This is a genomic window from Clostridium sp. YIM B02500 (assembly GCF_022324665.1).
Taxonomy (GTDB): Bacteria; Bacillota; Clostridia; order Clostridiales; family Clostridiaceae; genus Clostridium; species Clostridium beijerinckii.
Genome location: NZ_JAKGTE010000011.1, coordinates 25176 through 50398, shown reverse-complemented (window position 1 = coordinate 50398; position 25223 = coordinate 25176). Strand labels below are relative to the sequence as shown.

General features: G+C 29.5%; 22 protein-coding genes. 1 reads left to right on the top strand and 21 read right to left on the bottom strand.

Going from position 1 to position 25223, the window contains the following annotated elements:
- Nucleotides 1–5 precede the first annotated feature (5 nt).
- From L1S46_RS11285 to L1S46_RS11190, 20 genes are all read right to left on the bottom strand, one after another.
- The gene (locus L1S46_RS11285) at nt 6–998 is read right to left on the bottom strand and encodes a LacI family DNA-binding transcriptional regulator (RefSeq protein ID WP_012061160.1); all 993 of its coding nucleotides are present in this window, start codon (nt 996–998) and stop codon (nt 6–8) included.
- A 189-nt stretch (nt 999–1187) separates the two neighbouring features.
- Nucleotides 1188–2543: a sucrose-specific PTS transporter subunit IIBC gene (locus tag L1S46_RS11280; RefSeq protein ID WP_105411662.1), complete on the bottom strand. Its 1356-nt coding sequence runs from the start codon at nt 2541–2543 to the stop codon at nt 1188–1190.
- Between the two features lie 348 nt (nt 2544–2891).
- A complete protein-coding gene (locus L1S46_RS11275; RefSeq protein WP_017212314.1) occupies nt 2892–3365 on the bottom strand; it encodes a hypothetical protein in 474 nt (157 codons plus the stop codon).
- Nucleotides 3366–3649: 284 nt separating this feature from the next.
- Nucleotides 3650–3916 carry a hypothetical protein gene (locus tag L1S46_RS11270; protein WP_012061163.1) on the bottom strand — a complete coding sequence of 89 codons (267 nt, stop codon included), beginning with the start codon at nt 3914–3916 and terminating at the stop codon, nt 3650–3652.
- The gene (locus L1S46_RS11265; protein WP_012061164.1) at nt 3909–4802 is read right to left on the bottom strand and encodes a ParM/StbA family protein; all 894 of its coding nucleotides are present in this window, start codon (nt 4800–4802) and stop codon (nt 3909–3911) included. The genes L1S46_RS11270 and L1S46_RS11265 overlap by 8 nt, the downstream gene beginning before the upstream one ends.
- Before the next feature lie 236 nt (nt 4803–5038).
- Nucleotides 5039–5224: a DUF1778 domain-containing protein gene (locus L1S46_RS11260; protein WP_238900039.1), complete on the bottom strand. Its 186-nt coding sequence runs from the start codon at nt 5222–5224 to the stop codon at nt 5039–5041.
- Nucleotides 5225–5576: 352 nt separating this feature from the next.
- On the bottom strand, nt 5577–6062 hold the full coding sequence (locus L1S46_RS11255; protein WP_238900038.1) for a PTS glucose transporter subunit IIA: 486 nt from the start codon (nt 6060–6062) through the stop codon (nt 5577–5579).
- A gap of 8 nt (nt 6063–6070) precedes the next feature.
- Nucleotides 6071–7396: a 6-phospho-alpha-glucosidase gene (locus tag L1S46_RS11250; protein WP_238900037.1), complete on the bottom strand. Its 1326-nt coding sequence runs from the start codon at nt 7394–7396 to the stop codon at nt 6071–6073.
- 60 nt (nt 7397–7456) lie between these two features.
- Nucleotides 7457–9052 (bottom strand): PTS transporter subunit EIIC, encoded by a 1596-nt coding sequence (locus tag L1S46_RS11245; protein WP_012061168.1) that lies wholly within the window; start codon nt 9050–9052, stop codon nt 7457–7459.
- 128 nt (nt 9053–9180) lie between these two features.
- Nucleotides 9181–9939, bottom strand: coding sequence for a MurR/RpiR family transcriptional regulator (locus tag L1S46_RS11240; protein WP_012061169.1), 759 nt, complete (start codon nt 9937–9939; stop codon nt 9181–9183).
- Nucleotides 9940–10429: 490 nt separating this feature from the next.
- Nucleotides 10430–10867, bottom strand: a complete 438-nt coding sequence (locus L1S46_RS11235; protein WP_077830646.1) for a hypothetical protein — start codon at nt 10865–10867, stop codon at nt 10430–10432.
- A 67-nt stretch (nt 10868–10934) separates the two neighbouring features.
- A complete protein-coding gene (locus tag L1S46_RS11230) occupies nt 10935–11885 on the bottom strand; it encodes a DUF4179 domain-containing protein (protein ID WP_238900036.1) in 951 nt (316 codons plus the stop codon).
- 691 nt (nt 11886–12576) lie between these two features.
- Nucleotides 12577–12924 (bottom strand): DUF2326 domain-containing protein, encoded by a 348-nt coding sequence (locus tag L1S46_RS11225; protein WP_012061172.1) that lies wholly within the window; start codon nt 12922–12924, stop codon nt 12577–12579.
- A 175-nt stretch (nt 12925–13099) separates the two neighbouring features.
- Complete coding sequence (locus tag L1S46_RS11220; RefSeq protein WP_017212321.1) at nt 13100–14266, bottom strand: alpha/beta hydrolase; 1167 nt, start codon at nt 14264–14266, stop codon at nt 13100–13102.
- Nucleotides 14256–14390: a hypothetical protein gene (locus L1S46_RS11215; protein WP_017212322.1), complete on the bottom strand. Its 135-nt coding sequence runs from the start codon at nt 14388–14390 to the stop codon at nt 14256–14258. The genes L1S46_RS11220 and L1S46_RS11215 overlap by 11 nt, the downstream gene beginning before the upstream one ends.
- A gap of 203 nt (nt 14391–14593) precedes the next feature.
- Nucleotides 14594–15646, bottom strand: coding sequence for a HAMP domain-containing sensor histidine kinase (locus L1S46_RS11210; RefSeq protein WP_238900035.1), 1053 nt, complete (start codon nt 15644–15646; stop codon nt 14594–14596).
- A gap of 4 nt (nt 15647–15650) precedes the next feature.
- Nucleotides 15651–16343, bottom strand: a complete 693-nt coding sequence (locus L1S46_RS11205; protein WP_343217254.1) for a response regulator transcription factor — start codon at nt 16341–16343, stop codon at nt 15651–15653.
- A 1174-nt stretch (nt 16344–17517) separates the two neighbouring features.
- Nucleotides 17518–18408 (bottom strand): hypothetical protein, encoded by an 891-nt coding sequence (locus L1S46_RS11200; protein ID WP_238900033.1) that lies wholly within the window; start codon nt 18406–18408, stop codon nt 17518–17520.
- A 501-nt stretch (nt 18409–18909) separates the two neighbouring features.
- Nucleotides 18910–21312, bottom strand: coding sequence for a dCMP deaminase (locus tag L1S46_RS11195; RefSeq protein ID WP_238900032.1), 2403 nt, complete (start codon nt 21310–21312; stop codon nt 18910–18912).
- Nucleotides 21313–21397: 85 nt separating this feature from the next.
- The gene (locus L1S46_RS11190) at nt 21398–22555 is read right to left on the bottom strand and encodes a DUF262 domain-containing protein (RefSeq protein ID WP_238900031.1); all 1158 of its coding nucleotides are present in this window, start codon (nt 22553–22555) and stop codon (nt 21398–21400) included.
- 1061 nt (nt 22556–23616) lie between these two features.
- Between L1S46_RS11190 and L1S46_RS11185 the strand changes: the two genes are divergently transcribed.
- The gene (locus L1S46_RS11185; RefSeq protein WP_238900030.1) at nt 23617–24648 is read left to right on the top strand and encodes a PocR ligand-binding domain-containing protein; all 1032 of its coding nucleotides are present in this window, start codon (nt 23617–23619) and stop codon (nt 24646–24648) included.
- A gap of 35 nt (nt 24649–24683) precedes the next feature.
- Here L1S46_RS11185 and L1S46_RS11180 read toward each other — a convergent pair whose 3' ends face one another.
- The gene (locus L1S46_RS11180) at nt 24684–24860 is read right to left on the bottom strand and encodes a hypothetical protein (protein ID WP_238900029.1); all 177 of its coding nucleotides are present in this window, start codon (nt 24858–24860) and stop codon (nt 24684–24686) included.
- Between the last annotated feature and the right edge of the window lie 363 nt (nt 24861–25223).

The following is a 25223-nucleotide window of genomic DNA, read 5'->3' as shown; positions in this document are numbered from 1 at the left end:
TTAATTTAATTAATCCCACCCACACTTTCTCTTTCTATTAGCTTCAAGGAAGTATCCTTATTCTCTTCTAACTCTTTTCCCTCTATTAAATCTAGGATTCCTTGAGCTGCTTTTATACCAATTAATTCATAATCAAAAGCTACTGTTGTAAGTGTAGGGTATGAAACACTTCCTATATCATATCCTCCAAATCCAGCTACTGAAATTTCTTCTGGAACTTTAATATTATTTTCATGTAAATATCTAAGTACTCCTAAACAAATATTATCAGTTGCACAAACTATTGCTGTGGGCTTATATTCTAATATCTGGCTAGCCTTACTGTATGCATTAGTAAATGAAAAATCAGTTTCAACAAATTGAACATTACAATCTGGATTATCTTTCTTCACAGCATCAATGAATCCATTTTTACGATCCACTCCTACTGCTATATCCCATTCATTTACTCCTAAAAACACTATATTTTTATGCCCCTTAGATTTAAAATAACTTCCAAGTATTTTTCCTGCTTCATAATCATCTATCTTTATATAATTAGTAAACTCATTTTTTTGTCCTGTAAATATAGTTGGAATACTAAGCCTACTAATTAATTGAATATGCTTTTTAGTAATAGCCATAGAATTAATGATTATTCCATCAACCCCTTGCTGATAAAGGCTATTAATGTTTGCTAGTTCTTTCTCTATATCTAATTCACTGATCAAAATAATTCCTTGATAATCATTTTCCATTAATTTTTTATTGATACCAGTTAATACTTTGCCTATTGTAACAGAATCGATTCTAGGAATTACAATTCCAACTAATCCACTTTTTTTAGTCTTTAATCTCTTTGCAAAAAAATTAGTTTCAAATCCGGTCTTTTCAATCGCTTCTTTTATCTTCTTAGCATTTTCTTCGCTCACATATCCATTATTCAAATATCTAGAAACACTACTCTTTGAAACATTAACCATATTAGCAATATCTTGAATTGTGACTTTTCGATCCATATTATCCTCCATATATGTTTTATATAAATATTATTATATATCATTAATACATATTATTGAAAAGATAACTTATAAACTTATATGGATATTAATATATAAAATATAGCTTTATATAGCTTGATAGATTTAGCAAGCAAAATTATCCCTACTAAATCTATCTGTAATTCATCTAAATATTTATTATTATTCCTATTCTTCTGGCTTGAAGAAGAACAATGTTAAACAAAAAGCAACCGCTATAGCCACAACGTTAACTAAAATGTAACTTCCAAGATTGTTCACATATAATAGCATACCTGGTAATGCTGTAATTCCCATTCCTGTACCTGCTAGGTGAAGTATTCCTGAAAGCATCCCTCCAACTGCTCCTCCTGCACATCCAAATATAAATGGCTTTATGAATCTCAAGTTAACACCAAATATTGCTGGTTCAGTAATACCTAAAAATGCTGGGATTGCTGATGAAATATATAATGAACGCTTCTTTTTATCTTTTGTTTTGAATGCTACTGCTAAAGCTGCCGCACCTTGTGCTACAATACCACAAGTTATCATTGCATTAAATGCATCTTTTCCTGTGCTAGATAGTAATTCAACTTCTAAAGCGTTTAATGCATGGTGAACTCCAGTAACAACTATAAGTTGATGTACTCCTCCTACAACTAGTCCACCTAATCCAAATGGAAGCCCCATGAATCCTTTGATTGCTCCAAATATTAATTGCTCAGCATTATGCATGATTGGCCCAACTATTAATAATCCTAGTACCATTGAAAATAATAATGTAATAAATGGAGTTACTATTAGATCCAATACATCTGGAACTACTTTCTTAAGTGCTTTTTGAGTTTTAGCTGCAATAATTCCTAATACTAATGCTGGCAATACAGATCCTTGATATCCAACTACAGGAATATTTAATCCTAGTATAGTTAGATTAATTGGAGTTGCTGTTCCCGCTGCCACAGCATAAGCATTTGGTAAGCTTGGTGATACGAGCATTAATCCTATTACTATACCTATTACTGGTGTACCTCCAAACTTTTTCATTGTTGACCATGCAACTAATGCTGGTAAAAATGCAAAAGCAGTATCTGTTAATACTTGAGTAAAGAGAATAAAATTCTCATTCATTTGGACTCCTAGATTTGTCAAAAGACCTCTTAGTCCCATAAACAAACCTGTTGCAACTAATACTGGTATTATAGGTACAAATACATCTCCAAAAGTTCTAGATATTTTTTGGATTAATGTCATTTGGCTATAAGCTTCCTCTTTATTATTTCCAGTTACTAAGTCAGAATTTTGTCCAACTATGACATCATAAACTTTATTTACAAATCCTGTTCCAAGAATTATTTGGTATTGCGCTGCCGAGAAAAATTGTCCTTTTACACCATCAATGTTTTCAATAGCTTTTTCATTTATTTTTTCCTTATCATTAAGTATAAGTCTTAATCTAGTTGCACAATGTTCTACTGATTTTATATTTTCTTTTCCACCAATGTTTTCTAGAATTTCTTTTGCTACTATTTGTTCCTTCATTAATGTCCCCTCCTAATTTAATTAACCTCGAAAACCGTTTTCATATTCATATGATACCAGTTCCATATATAATGTGTCAATACGTTTTTTACCTAAATAATAAATTATATAAATTTCCTTTCTCCCCCATGTATAATGCATGGTTTCTAATACATTATCCATTACGCCTTCCTATTCATATGATTTATATTTTCAAAAACTATAATTCATCTTATGTGGTACTGTTCCCACTATTATTGCTAATTTTAAGAATTAAATTTATATATAAAACAATTAGTTCTTAGAACATAAAAAAAGTGTACTCCTTTTTGTAGTTTAAGGAATACACTTATTAACTATACTGTATTTTTAAAATGTAATTTTTTGAACATAAATTATCTTAACTATTTTTTCAAGTTCTTCATTTAAGGCTAATTGTATTATTTTATTGTTGTTTAATTCAAAAGTATAAATCTTTAGTCCATTTATATTAGTATTATAATATGCTGCCACCCCGCTCTTAAGCGCATCTTTCCGTTCTGTAATGTATACTTTTCTCACATCATCTCTACTAATCTTCTGAGCAATCTTTCTTCTACTTGCATTATAGACCTTAGTTATTGTTATATCACCATTATATAACTCATACTCATAATCAATATACATAAAGTAACTTCCCACAAAAAATATTAATGCTACTATTATTAGCGCTATTCCGATTATTGGTGATGCAAAAACAATCATTAATCCAACTACAAAAAAAACAATTGAAATCTTTTGGAGTATGTTACTAATTCTCTTAGGCTTATCTGATGGAATAAACTGTTCTAAAACAACTTCCATATTCTCCCTCCCCCTTTAAACAGTTATATCTATAGTAAATATTTTAAATTAATTTATATCATGTAGTAAGCATAAAATCAAAATTTATTTCAATGAAAATTTCATTTTATCATTACTTAATTACTATTATACATACTAATAGCAATTAATTATATTAGTTCTTTTACTTTTTGTGAAATATTACATAGATTTCATATAAATTTCTATAATCCAGCAACTATACATTCATATCCTTTTATTAATAATGAGATGCATAAGAACAGATGAAAATTTTCATCTGTTCTTTACCACTGAAGCAATCTATCTATCTCATTTTCCTGCTCACTATCTATTTTTATAGATTCTTTTTCGTCTATGGATATAGCTGCCTCATCAATTTTATCATCACTAACTTTTTTAATCGTTGAAGGTATCATAGTACCTCTCATTTTTTCACCTATTAGTACAGTTATATATGCAGAAAAATCTAAACCCAGAGATTTAGCTTCTTTAGATGCAAATTCCTTAATATGGGGAGCTAAAGTAATTGTAGTTTTTAACTTTTTACACATTCTTACTCTTACCTATTATGTCATAAGTTTTTACATTAATCATCTGTGCATCATCTAATACTCTATAGTCTTTTAAATAATTTTTAAGCAATAAGGCTCCCCCACCTATGAAAACAAATCTCGAATATTTCGATTGCTCTGGAAATGCCTGTTTTATGGCATTTATTATTTCTCCTGCTCTCAAACTTAATACATTATCAATATCCTTGCTTACGTCTATTTCCTTTCCTTCTACAAATATAGCTTTATCTGCAATTATTTGTTCTGCTTTCATACGATTAGAGTAGTTGACTCCATATTTGGTTAACTCTTGTAGAAGTACATCATATGTCGGATTCACTCCCAATGGATACGTTCTACCTTCTTTAAATTGGCCATTGCTCATATATGCTATGTCTAGTGTACCACCACCTATATCTACTACTAGCGTATCCTTTTCTACTAATGATTTATCATATAAAAATAATCCTGCCGACTGAGGAAATACAATTACTTTGGTAATTGTAAAACTTCTATTTTCTCCATTAAGTTTCATAAAGACTCGTCTATTTTCAAGAGCTTTTATCAGAGAATTCTTTTGTTCTGCAAAAAATTGAGCAGGAAGTCCTGTTATAACCCTTACATTGTTATCTATTGTTGAACTCATTGTAGCTGCTATAGCTGTATATAGGCAAATATGAAATATAATATCCTTATCTCTTGAATGTTCTATGCTGGTAAATCCATCATCATTACCAATTAAATATGTTTTATTATTGTACTCAACAGTATATTTAGCCGTCTCTAACTCGTGCATCTTTTCTTTTACTGTCGATGAAAAGGAGCCTTCTATGTTATGTCCAATAAAATTTGTTGTATTGTAGCCTATGTCTGCACTGATTCTCATTTTTTAATCCCCCTTTTTTACTTTTACATTCTATTTGAATATCTTTTTATGGCGTTTATACCACCGTTCACCTAAAAATTATTTATCCTTATGAAATGTTTCTCCATTAATATTCCTTTGTATGTAGTTTATATAGCTATCATACTGCTAGTACCTTAGGCCATTAAACAGTATTTGTACAATGTATTGCTTGTCTATACTTTATATACAAGCAGGTAAAACTCAAGATCAACTTACTATTCTTTGGATTCTAAATTCAAATTAATATCTCCCTTTATTTCAGATAATTCAGATTCACTAATCGATTTCATCATATTAAATAGCATAAATTCTGTAATAGTCATTCCTTGCTTTCTAGCCATTCTTTTTATAGCTAGCTTCTGTTCTGTTGTAACTCTGAGCATTATGGTAGCATCTTTCATCGTATCCCCCCATTCTACGTAATGTATATAATGTAATTACGATTTATACATTACATACAATATCACACTTGTTTTACATTTTTTGTAAAAATATAGCGTAAAAATTATAAAATCTCTCGACTTCTTTCGTATTTTGTTTTTTATATTATATAAACATTATCACTTGCGTAAGTCACTCCAGTATATAGACTTGACTCTCTTGCCAGTATATTGATTTATACAAAGGATTATTTAACAACTATAATCTTAGAGAATAAAAAATAATCTAGAGCATATATTCGCATATTATACTCTAGATCATTTAAATCAACCTTCATAATTTATCATTTTAATTTATTGTATCTTTAACAAACTAGTTGTACTCTAGTAGGATTATCTCATTTACCTTCATATCCAAATCAATATGAATATCCACAATTTTATGATTATTAAGTTCTGATATTACCAGCATAGTAATATCGTCTAAGCCCTTTTCCTTAATAAATTTTCTGTCAAATCTTAAAAGAAGATCTCCTTTTTTTACCGCGTTTCCTTCTTCGCAATATAGTTCAAAACCTTCTCCGTTTAGAGCTACAGTATCAATTCCCACGTGAATTAGAAATTCTACTCCATCTTTGGTCCTTATTCCAACAGCATGCTTACTTTCCTTCATAACTGCCGCTATCGTTCCATCACAAGGTGAATATATTTTTCCTTCACTTGGTTTAATCGCAACTCCTTCCCCCATCATTTTTTGTGAGAACACTTCATCATTAACCTCACTTAGGTCAACACTTACACCATTAGCAAAAGCATAAAATACTTTATTCTTATTTTTATTAAACAAATTCTTAAACATACATACTCCTACTTTAATTCCGGCCAATAGCCCTTATTAACTTCAATAAGATCATCTAATAATAATTTAGCAACTCTAGCACTTGGTACAGTCTTAGATAAAGTAAGTGCCTGCCATAATTTCAAATAGCTATTTTCAATCCATGCCTCAACAACTAATTTTTCTACTGATACTTGTTGCTCCATTAATCCCTTTTGGAATTGTGGAATTTCTCCTTGTGCTAAAGGTTCTGGCCCATCACTTCCAACAATGCATGGAACTTCCACCATAGCTGTAGAATCAAAATTAGAAATAGCACCTTTATTTTCTACAATGCATAACATTCTTTCATGAGTGTTATAGGCAATCGCTCTAGCTAAATCTACGATAAAGGTAGCATGAGCATCAATATGGAATTCTCCGCCTTTTGCTGTTCCTGCCTTTGTAATAGCACGTGCTGCATTAAATACATCTTTTTCTCTTCCATCCATTACTTCGTTTGCCCTAGAATATTCTGCATTAGAATGTTCTACAACATAATCAGGATATAGATAGTATTTTAAATAAGTATTAGGTAAAAATCTTGGATCTACTGCTAATAAATCTTTTGCTTTTTTATGAGTTTCCTGCCAGCTTGGATCTGTATGTTGTGTTTCTACTTCTTTTACTGTTAAGTAGCCATTTTCTGCAACATAAGCTTTAATTCTGTCTGTTAAATCATTACCTTGTTTATCTTTAACGCTAGTCCACCATCCAAAGTGGTTTAATCCAAAGTATTTAACTTCCAAATCACTTGGTTCTAAGTCCACAATACCAGCCATACGACGAAGTGTTCCAACCGGCATGTCGCAAATGTTTAATACCTTCGAATTTGGTTTTAATCTACGGCAGGCTTCAGCAACAATTGATGCTGGGTTAGAGTAATTCAACATCCAACAGTCTGGTGAATATTTTTCCATCAAATCTATTAACTCTAACATAGCTCCTATACTTCTCATTCCATAAGCAATTCCTCCTGCTCCACAAGTTTCTTGACCAATCACTCCATATTTTAAAGGAATCTTTTCATCCTTCTCACGCATTTCATATTTTCCAACACGTATATGGGCCATACAGAAATCAACATCTGTAAATGCTTCTTTAGGATCTGTTGTATAAGAAAATTCTATATCTGGTGCATTTTCTTTTAATACAATTTCTAAAGCTTCACCAATGACACCTTGACGCTCAGCATCATTATCATATAATTTTAATTTTCTAATTGGAAAACGGTGTAGATTATCTAATAGCATCATAACTATTCCTGGAGTGAATGTACTTCCGCCTCCTGCAATAACAATAGAATGTTTTTTCATATATATTACCTCTTTCCTTTAATTTATATTATTCTTCAAATATTTCTACGATTTATATTATTATTCTCCTACAATTCCTAGTGCTTCATCCACTATCGATCTTATTCTAGTTACATGTAATCCATAAATTACTTGAACATTTTCTCCTTTTTTAACTACTCCTGTAGCTCCTGTTCCCTTTAATGTAGCTTCATCAACTTTTGATGTGTCATCAAGGATTAATCTTAGTCTTGTGAAACAGTTATCTACTTTTTTAATATTTTCCTTTCCTCCTAGGGCCTCTATTATTACAAGTGCTTCATTTCCTGATGTTGATTCTTTATCTCCAGACCCTTGGCCTCCTGTTACTTTATCCTTATAATCTTGCTTAGTATAAAGTTTAACTTCTTCATTACTTTCTTCTCTTCCAGTAGTCTTTAAGTTAAGCTTAACTATTAGAAATCTAAATATTACATAGTAAACTGCGAATTGCACTACACCTACTAAAATAAACATTGGCCAACCTGTTTTTTCTATACCTAATGGTAAATTATAAAGTAAGAAATCTATAAATCCATTAGGTGCTATAGCCCTTACGTTTAATATATTTAAAGCTACCATTCCAAGACCGCTTAAAACTGCATGTACTCCAAATAATATTGGTGCTGTAAATAAGAATGAAAATTCTATAGGTTCTGTAACACCTGCTATTATTGAAGTTACTGCTGCTGGTATAAGAATCGCTCTAGCCTTCTTTTTCTTATCAGCATCAGCTGTGTGGTAAAGTGCTAAACACGCTCCTACTAATCCAAACATCTTTGATAATCCTCTAGCATCCCATATAACTGTACTGGATAAAACTTTAATTGAAGGATCTGCAATTTGTGCAAAATAAATGTTTCTTGCTCCTTCTATCGCCTTTCCCCCTATAGTCTCTATTCCTCCAAGCTGACTATATAAGAATGGAGTATATACCAAGTGATGCAATCCTGTTGGTATTAAAAGTCTTTCTAGTGTTCCATACATAAATACTCCAAAATTACCACTCTTTTGTATGTAATATCCTAAACTTGATATTCCCCACTGTACTGATGGCCAAACATAAGAAAGTATAACAGCTAATACAACAACTACTGGAATTAATATTAAGAATACTAATCTTGAACCCCCATATATTTGGAATGCTCCATTAAATTCTTTCTTGCAATATTTATTATGAAAATACGCTACCACTATACCTAAAATTATTCCTAAAAAAACTCCCATATCCAAAACTTGAGTCCCTAGTACAATCGCCTGACCAGAACCTCTTAAATTATCTGGATTTACTAACTTCCCTGATAAACTCAAGAAAATATTCATGGCATTATTAAATATTAAATATACTAATACTGATGTGAAACCTGATTCTGCTTTTTTCTCTTTCGCAAGTCCTACAGCTAAACCAACACAGAATATTATTCCAAGGTTTGATAGTATAGGAACCAAGGATCCTGATAATATTTTTCCAAATCCAAATATCACACTATTCTTTAAGAACGGTGCATATTCTGCTAATTTGGTATTTGTGAGAATATTTCCAAAAGCTATTAATATACCTACAATCGGAAGTATTAATACTGGAATAAACATAGCCTTAGAAAATCTTTGCATAGCATTCATAATTTTATCCTTCATATATTCCACCTCTTATCAATTATTGTGTCATCCATAGGCTCATTATATATACGTTTTCATTTAATTGAAATAGATTGCAAGCATTAAGAAACCTGTTAGCTTAAAAGATAACAGGTTTCTTAATTTGACTATTTATTTTCTTTTCTTGTTTCTTGATAATATCTGTAGATTAAGTATTCCATAAACATAAGCATATTTGCAAAAAACGAGTTAGGCAGCACATTACTGTCATCTAATTTATGCATATCAAATATCTTAAATGAAATATCCGAAAGAGCTGAAATACTGTTTTCTACTTCCTTTGTGAAGGAAATTACTACTTTATTTTTCTTCTTCGCCACTTGAACCTTATCTAATACTTCTTTAGTCTCTCCAGACTTTGATATTACTATTAATGTTTCCATGTCTTCTAGATTATTTTCAAAACTCCCCTTAGAATCTATTAATATGCTCTTTATCCCTACCCCAAGCAGCTTTTTGTTAAAGTATTCTCCAGTGATTTCAGAGTAGCCTCTTGCATAAATAAAAATATACTTTTTGGTTCCACTTGCTAATATTTCTATAAACCTTTTTACATTTTCCTCATCTGTATATTTAGATAAAAACTTAATATCAGTACCTATTAATGCTTCTGACTCTTCTATAATTCCCGTGCCACCACCATCTATTAGTGGTGTTATATTATAAATCATATCTATAAATCCTGTAAAACCTAATTTTTTTGAAAGTCTCATAATAGTTGATGTAGATGTGTAGTTTTCGGCAGCAACCCCTCTAACGCCAAGATCCATTACACTATCAATATTATTGATTATATATTCTAATACTTGTTCTTCTATCGGTGTGATTTTTTTATTATTAACAATTTTGCTTAGATCAACTTTCATTTTTAATCATCCTCTAATTATTATACGATTTCAATAGTTGCAATAACATTATTGTAATACATTACTATCTTATTATTCAATCTTAGCACACTATTATATATGTTGTCATAACTACTTTCTTGTTCTTATATTCTATTCAAATACTTTTATATGGCATTTGTAATATAATCTACTTATAAATTGCTTATCCAAACGTAATACTTATTTCAGTATTCTTTTTTATGTCATTAGTATGGTTTTTATACATCAATTACCTTATACAAAGTCCAAATATCCTTAATCTTACCTAGAAAAATATGTACTGTATTGCTTGTTTATACAATATACACAACATTTAATTTACAAAAATTTTATTTTATCTACTTAGAATATAACTTCTTAATCTATATGTAATTATAGATATAGAAACATACTACTCGAAGTTTATTTATATTCTTAGTATCAAAATATGAAAAACATATTATTAACTTATATGAACGCTGGATATTCCTCACTGCGAAATTAGTCTATTTATATAATCCAAATCTAAAGTATTTTCAATAATTTTATATTCTTTATTAGAATTATTAATATTATTAACAATACTGATATATTCCTTGCCTTGTATAATAACTTCAGCAGATATACTATTTTTATCGTAAATATATATATGATAAGAAACTTTTGTCCTATTTGATATGCTACCATAATGTTGAATTAGTTTTATTTTAGATAAATTAAATAAAATATCGTTTATCTCAATCTTATCTTTAATTGTTTTATCTTCCCCTCCCGATGTGCTTCTAATCTCAATTTCCTCTATATTTTCCTTGTTATAATTACTAAATAAAAAATCATTTAAAGTTCCTTTTCTAGGATATAAATAATATGATGAGCAAACTATTAGCACAGTAATAAAGAATATGCATATACTTAATCTTTTTCTCATGATAATTCTCCTACATAAGTAAAGAAATACTTAAAGTTCTTATTACTTTAAGTATTTCTTTTACTTATTATCTTATATTTATTGTAATGGCTTTATCATAATTGCTAATAGTAGGAAATTTTCTAGGATATGCTGTATCAGGGTTGTTAAAAGAAGTTCTTGGGATTATCGTTACACTTCTCATATCAGTTGTGTCAACAAAATAATTTAACATTATACTTTTATCAGATCCATGACCATCTGATTCCTTAATCTTATTTCCTTTATCATCCGTAAGTTCCCATGATGCCATATCTGTAGTATCACTAAAACTATCGATATCACTGCCTCCTGTAAATTCAATTCTGTATGGGAATATTTTTATATTGTGCACATATAGTTCATGGCCATCTATTACTAGAGTCTGATTAATATCCTTGGCTAAAATCGGCTTGTCTATTTGAGATGCGCCAATTGCAAAATTGAATTTCCAATTCCCTGTTACATACGAGTCAATATTGGATGTACTAGTTACCCCTATCCTATCATAATCTATTAAAATATTTAAATTTTGACTTGTATCTATATTGTCTAAGTAAATATGTGTCACTATATCACAAGTTCCATCATCGTTATGGATGTAATCGTACTTAAATTCATTTGTTTCATTATTTATTATCTTTCCATTAATAGATATACTTGGTTTCAACTCTTGTGCATAATCACCTCTTTCTCTACTATCCAAATGTGTTGTAAAAGTAAGCATATGAGTATCTGCATAACAATCAGATAGAGTAACCTTAATTCCCTTATCTTCAACAGTTTTTCCAATCACTATTTTAGATTTTTCAGGTATTGAATAATTTTCTTTTTCTGAAACAGAATTTCCGCTAGCATCTTGAATTGCAGATGTATTATTAACTACTGCAGCACTAGAATATTGGCAATTACCTGCAGTAATTACTGAAATAAGTGCAATTGCTCCAATAAGTAAACTTTTAGATTTTTTATTTCGAAAACCTACTTTTATTTTTTTCATTATCTTATTCCTCCCACATAACTTTTCATTTTTTTGATATCACTGCAAGTCCACTTTTAATAATAATTAAAAATGATCTTCTGTTATCATTCGTTTTTTATTGACAGCCTCCTTTCTTGTTGTAAATAATATTAAATTATACGCCCAATTTCTATTTCATACAAATAATTACATATATTGAAATAGCTTGTTGGTAGATTTGAGAGAAAAACTCTATCTCTTATCTCTTGATTCCTCATCTCTTTTACATTTATAAATCCAAATTCTTTGATATAGGATGCTAGCATTTAATATCAAGTATTAGCGTATATATGCACTAAACTCCTAAAATATTTATCTATATTTTTTTGACTTTCCTTTTAAGAATCAGTATGAAAACTTTTGTTCATTTTTTTGTTTAATTTCTTATTATTTTTTGCTTATCAAAATAAAATAGTACAACTACAGTACAATTTTAAGCTCTATTTCTTTTTCGCCTAACATGATTTTTATTTCCTCTACTTAATTTAATATTTACTTTGAGTATTTTTATTTTAGTTCCTCTAGTTGTTCCTTTTTATATAATTTCATCATCGTTAGTACCTCTTCAAAATAGAAAAAGGAATACTCAAAGTTCCTATTACTCTAAGTATTCCTTTTATACCAAATTGTAATATATATTTGATTATATTTTTTAATTCACTAATATATACTAACTTACACTCCAAGAAATTTTTCTTCTGTCGAAAGCCTTAATACAACTTCTTCCTCTTTCTATTCCAAGTTTCTCAATTCCATCATTCAGAATTAGAAATATGTACTGGCCCTCAAAGTTACGTGTCTCCTTAACGATATTACTTAACTCCATTAAATCAATATTTTCTAATTTATCATGAATTTTAAAAATTGGCATATGATATACCTTATTTATAATTAACTTAACATGAACTAAATAAAAACAAATGATCATTGCTTTCTTTATTCCAGTTCCAGGCTTTCCATTAATTCCAATTATCTTAACAGGAATTTCATCATCATTATATTTTAAATACAGTGGCAAATGGCTATCCTACTACTACATAAGTTAATTCTTTAAAATAATCATCTAAATTTTCTTTAATATCTTCCGTATCCTTAAATTAAAATATCTCGCTATATGCTTTCTAACAAGCACGGTTCCACCTGTATAAATGTAAGTTTCATAAGCTCCACCTTCTGATTAACTTAAAAATATCCTAGAAATCACTTGGTCTAGGTGCAGAAGGTCCAAGACCAATAGAACAAAGCCAATTCAGTACTACCTCATGCAGCACATTTATGTTGTCTACCTGGCAGTGTTCTAATCCGCCAAGTCTTCTATCCTCTATGGCGAAGAACGTCTTGTTTTTCGAACCAGCCTGCTCGTAATTTTTAAGAGCTTGTGTTAGCGGATTGGGCTGAACCAATATCTCTTCCGCACCGTGCATCACAAGAAGTGGGCATTCTATCTGGTGAAGCACGCCCTCAAGATTGTAGGCAAAACGAGGATTTCCAGCAAAGTCATCCAAGCTTTTTGCACCCAAAATTCTCATGCCGTGAGCAGCTAAACTTGGTGGCATCCATTTTAGCATTGCCTCCCAGTCGAACGCGTGGGTTCCTCCGTCAGAGATGACGGCAGCAATCCTGTTGTCGAATGCAGCAAATCTAAGGGAGTCATATGCCGCAAAACTCTCACCATGAACAATAATCTTGTTAGGATCCACTTCCGGTCTAGTTAGAAGAAAGTCAATTGCTCTTGAATGAAAAGCCTCGCTGTCAGCTCTTCTGCCCTTTCCTTTTTCGTACATTGAAAGACCAGTTCCAGGCTGATCATAGACCATAAAGTTATATCCACACGAAATAAAGGCAGGTCCTAACCAGAAATAGTTCTCAATTGACCACTCATCACCACCATTGAGGGCCAAAATTGTGGGCTTCGGACCTTTTATCCAAGGAGGTGAGAAAAAGTACCCATCCAACTTGACATCCTCATAATCTACTTGGATTTTCTCTGGTTTTACATCAAAGTACTTTCCAGCAGCTTCAAAGAGTTCATTTACTTTCCTAAATATACGGAGTTTCTCGGCATCATTATCCATCACAGCATATTCAGCGATTCGGTGGTAATTGCAAGCACGAATGTAACAGTTACGTGCTGTATACCAGTTTCCAACCGCTTCTGCCTCCTTACCATGCCTTTCCAAAGCATCTGCTGTTATGAGCCATTCCCTATGCCATGTTTCCTTATCATTTGGATCTATTTTTTTGCATGCTTCATAAATTTCGGTGACGTCAGCAGCACCAAGACTTGCCAAACCTAGAGCTTTAGTTACTTGATATGACATCATATAGTTGTTTGGCCAACGGCTAAATTCAATTGACATTGCAGTATCCTCCTTCTCTAGTTATATTTATTACTTCCATCCTTCTCTGATTAAGCATAAGAGTACATGTTTCGAAATAGCGGCACCTATCTATGTCCGTGCCACGAACTTGATTCTCTACCATATCATTTCCTCCTATCAATTTACTTGTAGTTTTTAAGCTACAAGTAAATTTTACGATATAAAAATAAAGCTGCCCTAAAAGGAAAATAAATCTTTATAAAGAGAATGTAAAAAATTATAAAGTATTAGGAAGCAAAAAAGCCACTGCCGGTGTTCTCTACGTTCAACCAACAGTGACCTTTAATTTATTTTAGAGAAATAAAATTAGTGTTGTACAAGTGGAAGGCTGAACTTTATACCCAGGCCACCATATTCAGAAGAATATGCATAGATTTCTCCACCATGATATTCAATAATTGATTTACAGCTTGCTAGTCCAAGTCCTATCCCACCATTTTCAATTTGCCTGGATTTATCCACAGTGAAAAATTTAAGAAATAGTGAAGATATATCCTTATCCGGTACTCCAATCCCATTATCCTCAATTTCAAAATAGGCATAAGCCCCTTGTGAGTATCCAGTCATATACACTTTCAACTCATTTTTTCCTCCATATCTTACAACATTACTGAATAGATTACCAAAGACTCGACCTATCATAATCTCATTGACCATAAGCATCATATTTTCCTTAAATAAATGTTTGTAAATAAGCTCATAGTCAAATCCTGATAGCTCATGTTCATATTCTAGGGCAATGTTCTCAAATAATTTTGATGCATTAACGGGTTTCACGGTCATGGATTCTAAATTCAGTTTCTCTTTGATGAAGCTTACAAAGTCGTTGATAAGTTCAGCCATATATTTTGACTTTTTTTGAATCAACTCATAATATTCCTGCTTTTCATTTTCTGGTAGACCCTTTTGCATGGCTAACAGTTCAGCAAAACCATTAATAGATGTTAATGGTGCTTTTAGATCATGAGCAATGGCAGCAATCATATCTATTTGCTCTTTATGTGCTAGTTGGAGCCTCTTTTCCATATTATTAAAATGATTATAAAGGTCTCCAATTTCATCATTACTCCTTAGCGCAAGTGGCGGCAATGGATGCACAATATTTATTCTTTCTAGTCTGGAATTAAGTAGTCTTATTGGTTCTTCTATACAAAAATGGATATACATAATTAAAATAATAAAGATGAAACAGGCAATAGCAAATATGGGAAGGAGTAATACTATATATGATGGATCCAGTAATGAACTAGATATAGGTGAATATTCTGCAAAGATAAACTTCAAATAGATTCCAATTGAAGCCATAAAAACTATAAACATAACCAGAAATAGTAAAGGAAGCTTTATTTTCAGTTTCATATTATCACTCTCTTTCCTTGTACTTATATCCAATTCCCCAAATTGTTTTAATAAAATCATATTCAGGACCAAGTTTCTTACGGATATTTTTTATATGAACCGTTACAGTATTTAATTCTCCGTATTCGTCTCCCCAGACACATTCATATATCCGCTCACGAGTCAATACATTATTGGGGTTATGCATGAGCATGGACAATATTTGAAATTCCTTTGTTGATAAGTTAAGCTTTTTGTTATTTAGAAATGCTTCAAAAGTCTTATCATTCAAAATGAGAGGAGAATCAATCTTTTCTCTATTTGGACTAAGTTCATTCCACTCTTTAAACAGCCTGTCGACTTTCCTGAAGTTGGCCCTTATCCTGGAATTAAGCTCCTGAATACTAAAGGGCTTTGTCATATAATCATCTGCCCCTATTTCGAGCCCAACGATCTTATCAATATCCTTATCCCGGGCGCTTAAAAACAGAATTGGAGCATTATAAGATTTTCTGATGCTTCTGCAGACATCAAGGCCATCCATATCAGGCATCATTATATCAAGAATGATGAAATCAATATTATTTTCTTTCAATACACATAAGGCCTCTTTCCCAGAATATGCCGAAATAGTTTCAAATCCTTCATAGCTTAAACTCTTTGTTATAAGTTTTACTATATCTTTATCGTCATCTATAACTAATATCTTTTTTTGCACTTTTGCACCTCCGATCTGCTTCAATAAACGTTCTCTTCTACAGGCCTTCCACACAATACTATCTCATTTATAATTATCAAGGATGATAAATTTAATGCCTTTTCAGAAGTAGTATTTAACGAAAGTGAAATCTTATTATGATTATCTGCTCTTGTTATAATTGTTCCAATTCATTTGCGAATGTCATTTTTCTCATTTGAATCAGCATAATTCCACCATAATATATTGACATAAACACCAATAAATACAATGGCTGATACAGTTAATGAGCCGAGGATTACTTATATATATATTTCAGGGATTTTCAAATAAAGTACCATAGTACCCTATATAAAAAAAGTATAGCACTCTTTTTTTTAATATTCAATTAGATACTTATTTTATTTCATGGTGCCAAAAAAGTAGTAAATTCTTAAGTAAAAAAAATATAGAATCATAGAAATATGTTATAACAAACTAATTCTTAAAATAATTCATCATTATTCCCCCATATCTGTATATATTTTTATTAATCATATTACACTTAAGTACTTTTATATGGCGTTTATATAGATATCCAATCATAATTTATTTGATATGTCTTAAATTTATAGTGTAATATTCTTTTTTATGCTGTTCATATGACATTTGTACTACTATTACCATATAATCTTTAATAGAACAAGAATATTAAAAAATAATTGTATTGCTTGTATATGCAATATATACAAAACTTCACATAAAATAAAGCACCTATATCTATATAGATGCTTTTACAACTCACGATTTCTGGATTCGATTAACTCATTTTCTATTCAGTATACATTATTCTGTAAATATTAGTATTTAAGCAATTTTGTCAGTTCCATTTTTCATTGTGACTTATTATTTTCTATAATTGGTGCAATCTACTGCACCATCATTGCACCATTGACTTAATATTTATCTTATCATAAATATACTAAAAACCTGCAGCTTATTCATTCAATTAACTGCAGGTTTTTTTATGGTACTCACAGCGGGTAAAATAACGCTTGTCTTATAGTTTTCATAAATATAATATAATGTTTTATAAAACCTTTATTAATCAGACTTTACACACCCTTTAGTATTTTATAATTATCTATATTTCTTTGCTTTTGAAAATAAAATAGTACAACTGTAGTACAACGTAATTTTTATTTAAATCATTGATTTATTTGCTCTTGTCCTGCTCTATATTTGTTTGATTTGATTTATCTTGTGCATCATTGGCACTTAGCTTAGATAGCGCCAATGTATTTAAGACAACTAATATTACAAGAATTATTATAAATGCAGCAGCAAAATGCTTATTATCTTTATTATTTATAAAAATTAATATTAATCCCATAAATAATGTTACGACTAATGCTAATGATAAATCTACTAACATTAAATTTTGAATAGATAAATTCATCTTAGAAAATGCTTCAAAATTTATTGTAATTAATGAAAATATACTAACAAATATACCCATAAAAGTTAATATATTTGAGTAAATTTTGCTTTCTTTACTTTCTATATCACTTTTTACCTTTTCAAGCTTCTTCATACTTCTCTTGTATTGATTTTTATAATTTCCATATCCCCTGTATGTGTCTTCATTATTAAAAGATGAATCACTCTTTATATTATATGGAATTTCAGGTGTTTCCTTTAATTGTTCAAAAATAATTTGAGCTACCTTTTGGTTTTTATTTAATGTTATTCTTCTATAAGATGTATTATGAACTCTTAAGAAAGCATATGTAGTATGTCCAGGTTGATAATGTGGACCACTAACAACTAACCCTGTTCTCATAAGAGAATTTTTTTCAGCAACTCTCCCCAATATATTTATTGGAATCTTCAACTGTTCATTAGTTTTTATAAAAATGAATTCATTTGGCTCTAACGTATAAGTATCAATTTCTTCTACCACCTCTTCATCATTTTCCTTTGGCTTAACTATTGATCCAATGGTTAAGTCATAAGAAATGGAATTCACATTACTTTCATCATATCCCCTTATAATTAGCTCTCCACTGTTAACTAATTCCTTAATGTTTCTATCAATTAAAATCATATCATTTCATCTCCATTTAGTAATTATATTACTTTTTAATTAAATGTCCACGATTTATCTCCAATGAAACTATTCAATTAATATTCATTTATTAAAAACACAACCAATTTTTAAAACAAAAAAACACCACACTTTCCCCCAAAATATAAAATAGGTGTAAGAAAAACCATACACCTATAGATATTCAGCATTTACCTCTTCGAATTCTCTTCTTGATTAATTATTGCTTTGATTTCAAGGTCAAAGGATATATTTAATCATATAAATTTAATCTATTTCTCTAATTAAAAATAGCTGTTACTAAAAGTTCCAATATTAGATATGAAAACTAGAATAAAAATAAAACATAAACACTTATCCTTTATTGTTTATGTTTTACCTAATAAATTTAAAAAACTACTATTTTAATATACCCAAACTACCTTATTCAGTCACCCTCCATACTAAATCCCCCTAGTTCTTAATGAATTTATAATAGCATAGTTATTATTTGCAATCAAGTTACACAAATTCCCATTCAATGCTGTAACTATAAAATAAATTAGGCTTTTCTCTCTCTAGTTCATATATTTCATATTTTTCATCTTCTATTGAAGTTGATTTTTTCAATGGAATTTCATCGAACTTATTTTGCATAAGTAAATCTGCATACTCCACAAAACGAACTTCTTTGATTAATTCTTTACTTTTAGGGACAAAAACTCTTAATGTAAGTCTATCAGTCTTATTCTTAACTCTATGCGAAAAATATGGTTCCATAATTTTCTTTTCATCTTTTAATTCTGTTTGTATTTTATATTTTACAATCTCATCTTTGCTGATCCTTTTATTAAAATCAATTGAATAATGATAGTATGCTTCTTTTTTATTTCCCTCAGTTAAACTGCATTTAGGATCAGAACTAATTAATCTTGTACCATCATATGAACTTCCAGTCCAAATCATCATTTTATCTATTTTCTCAAATCCATCTTTTAAGGCTTTCATCTTAATTTCTCTTGTGCATATAATCTTGCTTCTTGATTCAAATATAAGCTCTAATTTAACATCCTCATATTTTATCTCATCAATACCTAATTCAACTTTTTTTAGATTACCATAATTTTTAGCTTCATCCTTACAACTTATGCCGCTCGCTAATTCTAATTCATCTTTTAAAGCCATCCTTGTGCCATACAAAGAAAGATAAGCATTTCCAATCGCACCTGAAAACAAAATCGTTTTAGGATTATTTTTACTTCCAAATTTTAATATATGTTTCTGTGATATTCCAGGATATGGATCTATATAATAGATTTCTTCAATTCCTAACTGATATGCTTTCTTGGCACACAACTCACACGGACTAGCTGTAGTAAAAAGTTTTCCATTTAATACACCTTGTCCACCATATTTTGAAATCTGCAGAAATGCATTTTCTTCGGCATGAAGAGCTCTAGTATATACCTGATTTTTGGATTTCTCAATCCCATTATAAATATCTTTAAAACAATATGCGAAAGTTTTTCCATTCAATTTTTTATCTGAAACCTTATCATTTAAACATTCCATTACCTCTTCAAACTTCTTATCACATAATTCATATTCACTAAATGTTTCATTATCCCTGTTTAAGCAATAGCTTTTAACATCTCTCAAATTACAAGGTATTTGTCCCATCGGAACATCATTCCACCCCACAGATTTAACAGAAAAGTCTCTATCTGTTACAACTGCTCCAACCTGTCTTGATAGGCATCCTGAATTATATTTTGCATTATATGCCAGCTGCATACATCTTTCCACATGTGTTGGTGTAATAAGTCCTGGATGAAGCATTAATGCAATATACTTTAATATCTGCGTTGTTAAATCATAATACTTGGAACTTTTAATGTCATGATTAATTATATGAATATCTGCAATTTCTAAACATTGTTGTATATTTTGATGATAAAATAAATCTTGAGGAGTATCAGTTTTAGATGGATATTCTATTCTATCTAAATTCGTCAATTCTTCCCCATCAATCTTTTTTAGTCTACTTAATCTATCCTTATCTTCAGTACTTACTGCTACAAGGTAAAATGCTCTATACCTATCCCTTAAATAATATGCTTCAAAAGGATTTCTAATTGCATCTATACATATTCTCACACTTTTCGTCTTATCATTTTCCATATGTTGATTAATAATTTTTATGACACTATTTATTCTAGAAACTAAGCTATAATAATTTTCCACATTAAATTCGCTACTATACGGATCACCTGAGCTCCTAATATTATTCCCGAACTTTTGCATCAGATATGTATATAAATGGTATCTTATCATTTTCTTTTCTTCTAGCTTTGTTTTCGTCATCTCATAACAAGAATATGCTGATAACATGTCTTTTACTCTATTTCTATAGTTCACAATTGTTTTTGTATAAAAATAAAAATAATTACCAACCTTCTCTTTGTCCGAATATATGAAATCTTTAATATCACTTACTGAATACCTCTTCATTTCATCAAACATATAATTTAATTCACCTATATCTTTTTTTACCTTCTCGAAATCAGCAATATTAAAAATTATTTTCTCTTTTTCTTGCAATAATGTTTCTAAATACTTTATTAATTTATCAATACTTTTTTCCAATACAAACGACAAAATAATACTGCTTACTTCAATTGATACAAATGCCTGCCACTTATGTCCTTCCTCCATAAATCTTTTAATAACACCATATTTACGTTCGTCTGAATTATTAAAGTCACGTGTTTTTACATCACAAAGATCCAAATCTTTAATGTTTTCTTTTTTTAGTATTTTTGCAACAGTTGAGCATCCTGAACCAGTTCTTCCAGTCAAACCAATTAATATTAATCTCTCTCTTTCTCTATAAACCGTATCAATTGCCACATTTAAGTTATCCATTTTAATCATCCTATTCTTAAATATTTTGGGGACAATGCATTATATATAATGAGACTTTTTTCTTATAATCCTATTCATATATAATTTATTCATTAAATAAATCTAGTTGTTTAATATGTACTCCATCTTCATAAGAAAATTTATCTTTTGATTTCTTGCTAAAATATATTTTTGCCACATTTATCTTTTTAGTAACCCTGCCCTCGCTACTACTTGATGTTGTTGTTTGTTTTCTAAAATCCTCATCATTTTTAAATGCATCTATTTTACTTAATATTTCCTTTTTACTTAATTTATCAATAAAATCAATATTATTAGAAAAAGAAATCATTATAGGATCATATACGCTGGTTGAGAACGGAAGCGTTACCAAATCAAATATATTTCTGTCTAAGTCATTTATTTTTTTTACTACCCTCATAAATAGCTTTTCTTCATTTTCATAATCAAAACTCATCTCTCCTTTACTAACCTCTAGCATATAATCATCCATATGTTTTTGAATGTGTTTATACTTAGTTCCTCTATTTTTTAGAGTAAAATATCTTAAAACTAACTCTTGCAAGTACATTCTTTCTTCTTGTAATAAATTTATGTGAATGTTATCTTTAAATTCTTTTGATTTAGATAATCTTGTAATAAATTCATTGAACTTATTTCCATACCCTCTAAATATGCAATTTCTTATTTCTTGTTCACTTAATTCTACTCCCCCTGTGTTTAACCTATTAAATAACTCATATCTCATTTCAACATCACTATCATATCTAATAATTTCTACTCTACAAACAGCTCTTTTTAATGCTAATTCATATCTCTTAGGTAAAGTCTCAATTTTCATTCCCTCTAATTCTTTTATTAATCCACCTTTTGTTAAAACAAGATGATTCTTTTCTTCACTTTTTAATTTCCCAAAAAACGATAAAATTGTAGATAACCTTTGTAATCCATCAACCAGTTCCCACTTACCTTCATCTGTTTCTGCAACGAATATTGGTGGTATAGGTATACCTAATAATAGTGATTCAATAAATTTTGTTTGCCTATCTTCTTTCCATCTAAAACCTCTTTGAAATTCGGGCGAAATAATAATTTCTTCCTTTTCATACATGTTAATTATTTCACCAAACGTCATATCTGCCCTATCTGGTTTCATTTCCCTTCTTTTATTATCAACTCTTTTTATCAATGCTTCTTGTTTCGCTGCAATTATTTCTTCATCAATTGATTTTATAACTTTCATTTTCTCAATCCTCTCCATTGCATAACTATAATAAAACTAAATATATATTATAATTATGCATAAAACGGAATATTCCTTCCATGTATTGAGTTTTTATCAAATAATAATCCATATCTTACATATATTACTTTTAATATTAATCTCATCCGCAATCTCTTCTAAATCTAATTTTAAGTTGTACTTGCTGTAACTAAATTTAAATTTCTATTTTTATTAGATTCATTTAAGTTATCTTCTCGTTTTCTTTTAGCAACATGCTCTTCAATGGTAAATATGGAACTTCTCCTAAAAACTTAATAAAGTAACTGAATTTTATAGGAAATTTAACCTTAAATGCTATAAAAAATTCATAATGGATTCATATTAGTTTTAAATAAATAAAGGTATTAACTTAAGGTTCAATCTAAGTTAATACCTTTTATATGACCTTACATTATATAAAAATTCTATTTAGCTCAGGTTATAAACCTAAAAATAATAAATAGATACCGTTAATATATCAACATAAATTAATTATTTAAAATGTAAATAACTAATAATCAGAAAATAATTGGTCAATATAAATATTTTGTCTAATTATATTATAATTTAAATTACAATTAAAGCAAATATTTCATTTAAAACTGTATATATAAATACTTTTTGTAATAAAGTGTAATTAAACAAAAAACATATTTACCCTTATATTGAAATTTATATGAAAGTATCCTTACTTATCAGTCACTTCAATTGGACAAAATATTTATATTGTTTAATAAATTATATTAGAAAAATAATATAAGAGTTTAAATGATATAAGAGCATCTAAATATCATATATTTATTACAATAATTTCCTGATAATACAATCTGGCAATATTGTGAACAAAATTCAAAGAAAGAGGGAATGATAATTAGTGAATTTATTAAATATTATAGGCATGAAAGTTAATCCGATTCTTTTACCATTAATTTACACTATAAGAATAACAGGAACTTTATTGCTAAAAAAAATTAATGTATCAAATACATACAATCAAAATCTCAAATTTATACATATTAATAGAAATGGAGGAGTAACTTATGGAGAAAGGTAATACTGAATTAACTGAGGTAGAGCTAAAAGACATTATCAATTTAAATTTCCTCCAAAAATTCCAAGATGATTTTTCGAAAAGTATGAATATCGCAAGTATTACAGTAGATAGAAATGGTATTCCTTTTACAAAACCAAGTGGTTATACTAATATTTGTTCTAAACTTACTCAATCTACAGAGCTTGGGAAAAAACGTTGTGCTCAATGTCATGCTGCAGCCGGAGAGGAAGCCTTTAAAACTGGAAAACCATACATTTATAAATGTCATTCTGGACTTATTGATTTTGCGGCTCCTATAAAAGTACAGGGGGTTCTCATTGGCACAATACTTGGGGGACAAATACTTTTTGATGATCCTAAAGAAATGGAATTCAAAAATACTGCAAACGAACTCGGGTTGGACCAGGATATATATGCTAATGCTGCTAAAGAAGTAAAAATAGTAGATAAAAATAATATTGAGTCAGCAGCAGAAGTTCTATTCTCAGTAGCTAATACATTATCACATGATGGATATCAACGTTTAAAAATTAAAGAATTAACAGGAACACTTACTGAGAGTTTTGAACAAATATCTTCTGCAACTCAACAACTTGCTGCATCATCAATGGAAGTTACCGAAAACCAAAATTTATTAAATAGTGAAATATTAAATGTGAAGGAAGTTTCTAACGAAATTAATCTTGTTCTAGGATACATAAAAGATATAACGAATCAAACAAAAATGCTTGGGCTTAACGCTTCCATTGAAGCGGCAAGAGTCGGAGAGTTAGGTAAAGGATTTTCAGTTGTTGCAAAAGAAATTAGAAATTTGGCAGAAAGCTCTAAAGAAACAGCAAAGAGTATTTCTGATCTTGTAGAAAAAATACAAGTTTCAGTAGAAAAAACTATTCAAGTTTCAAATACTACACTTGATATAACTGGGCAGCAATCAGCTGCAATAGAAGAAACAAATGCTAGTGTTGAAGAGGTAACAAGTTTTACTATGGAATTAGATAAAATAGCTAATTCAAAGTAAATCAACCTATTTTATTTACATAAAATCAGTTCATATTAGATTGGGTAAAATTCTAAATTTTTTACCCAATCTAATATAAATCTATTCCATAATATATCCTTTTTACCAAAAATAATTAATACCGCAATCAATGCTAAAAGTACTATTGCAAATCCTATTTCTTTATATTGCTTTATTGCATCGTTTATGATGTTCGTTATATATACCGTCACGATTATGAAAAATAATTTCTCCCAATAATTAAATGTTTCACTGTAATTTTTATTTATTTTAGACTGCAAAATGCTTTTTCATATTCAAAATTCAACTCATTCGTATTTAATTTTTCTTTGTACATTTCTAGTATATCATTGTATACCTGCTTAATGTCATCCACTCTATTTCTAATTGTTTCTCAGAACTATTATGTATATTTCTATAATTTCCAATTTTAAAATATGCTTGTTCCTAAATAGTACTACTCCTTAATATATGGCTAATTATACAAAAAATGAGAAACTCTTTTTAGATGGTATAAAACACACCTGATTCTATAATCATTTAATCTTTATTTTCATAGAAAAAATTTAATTTCC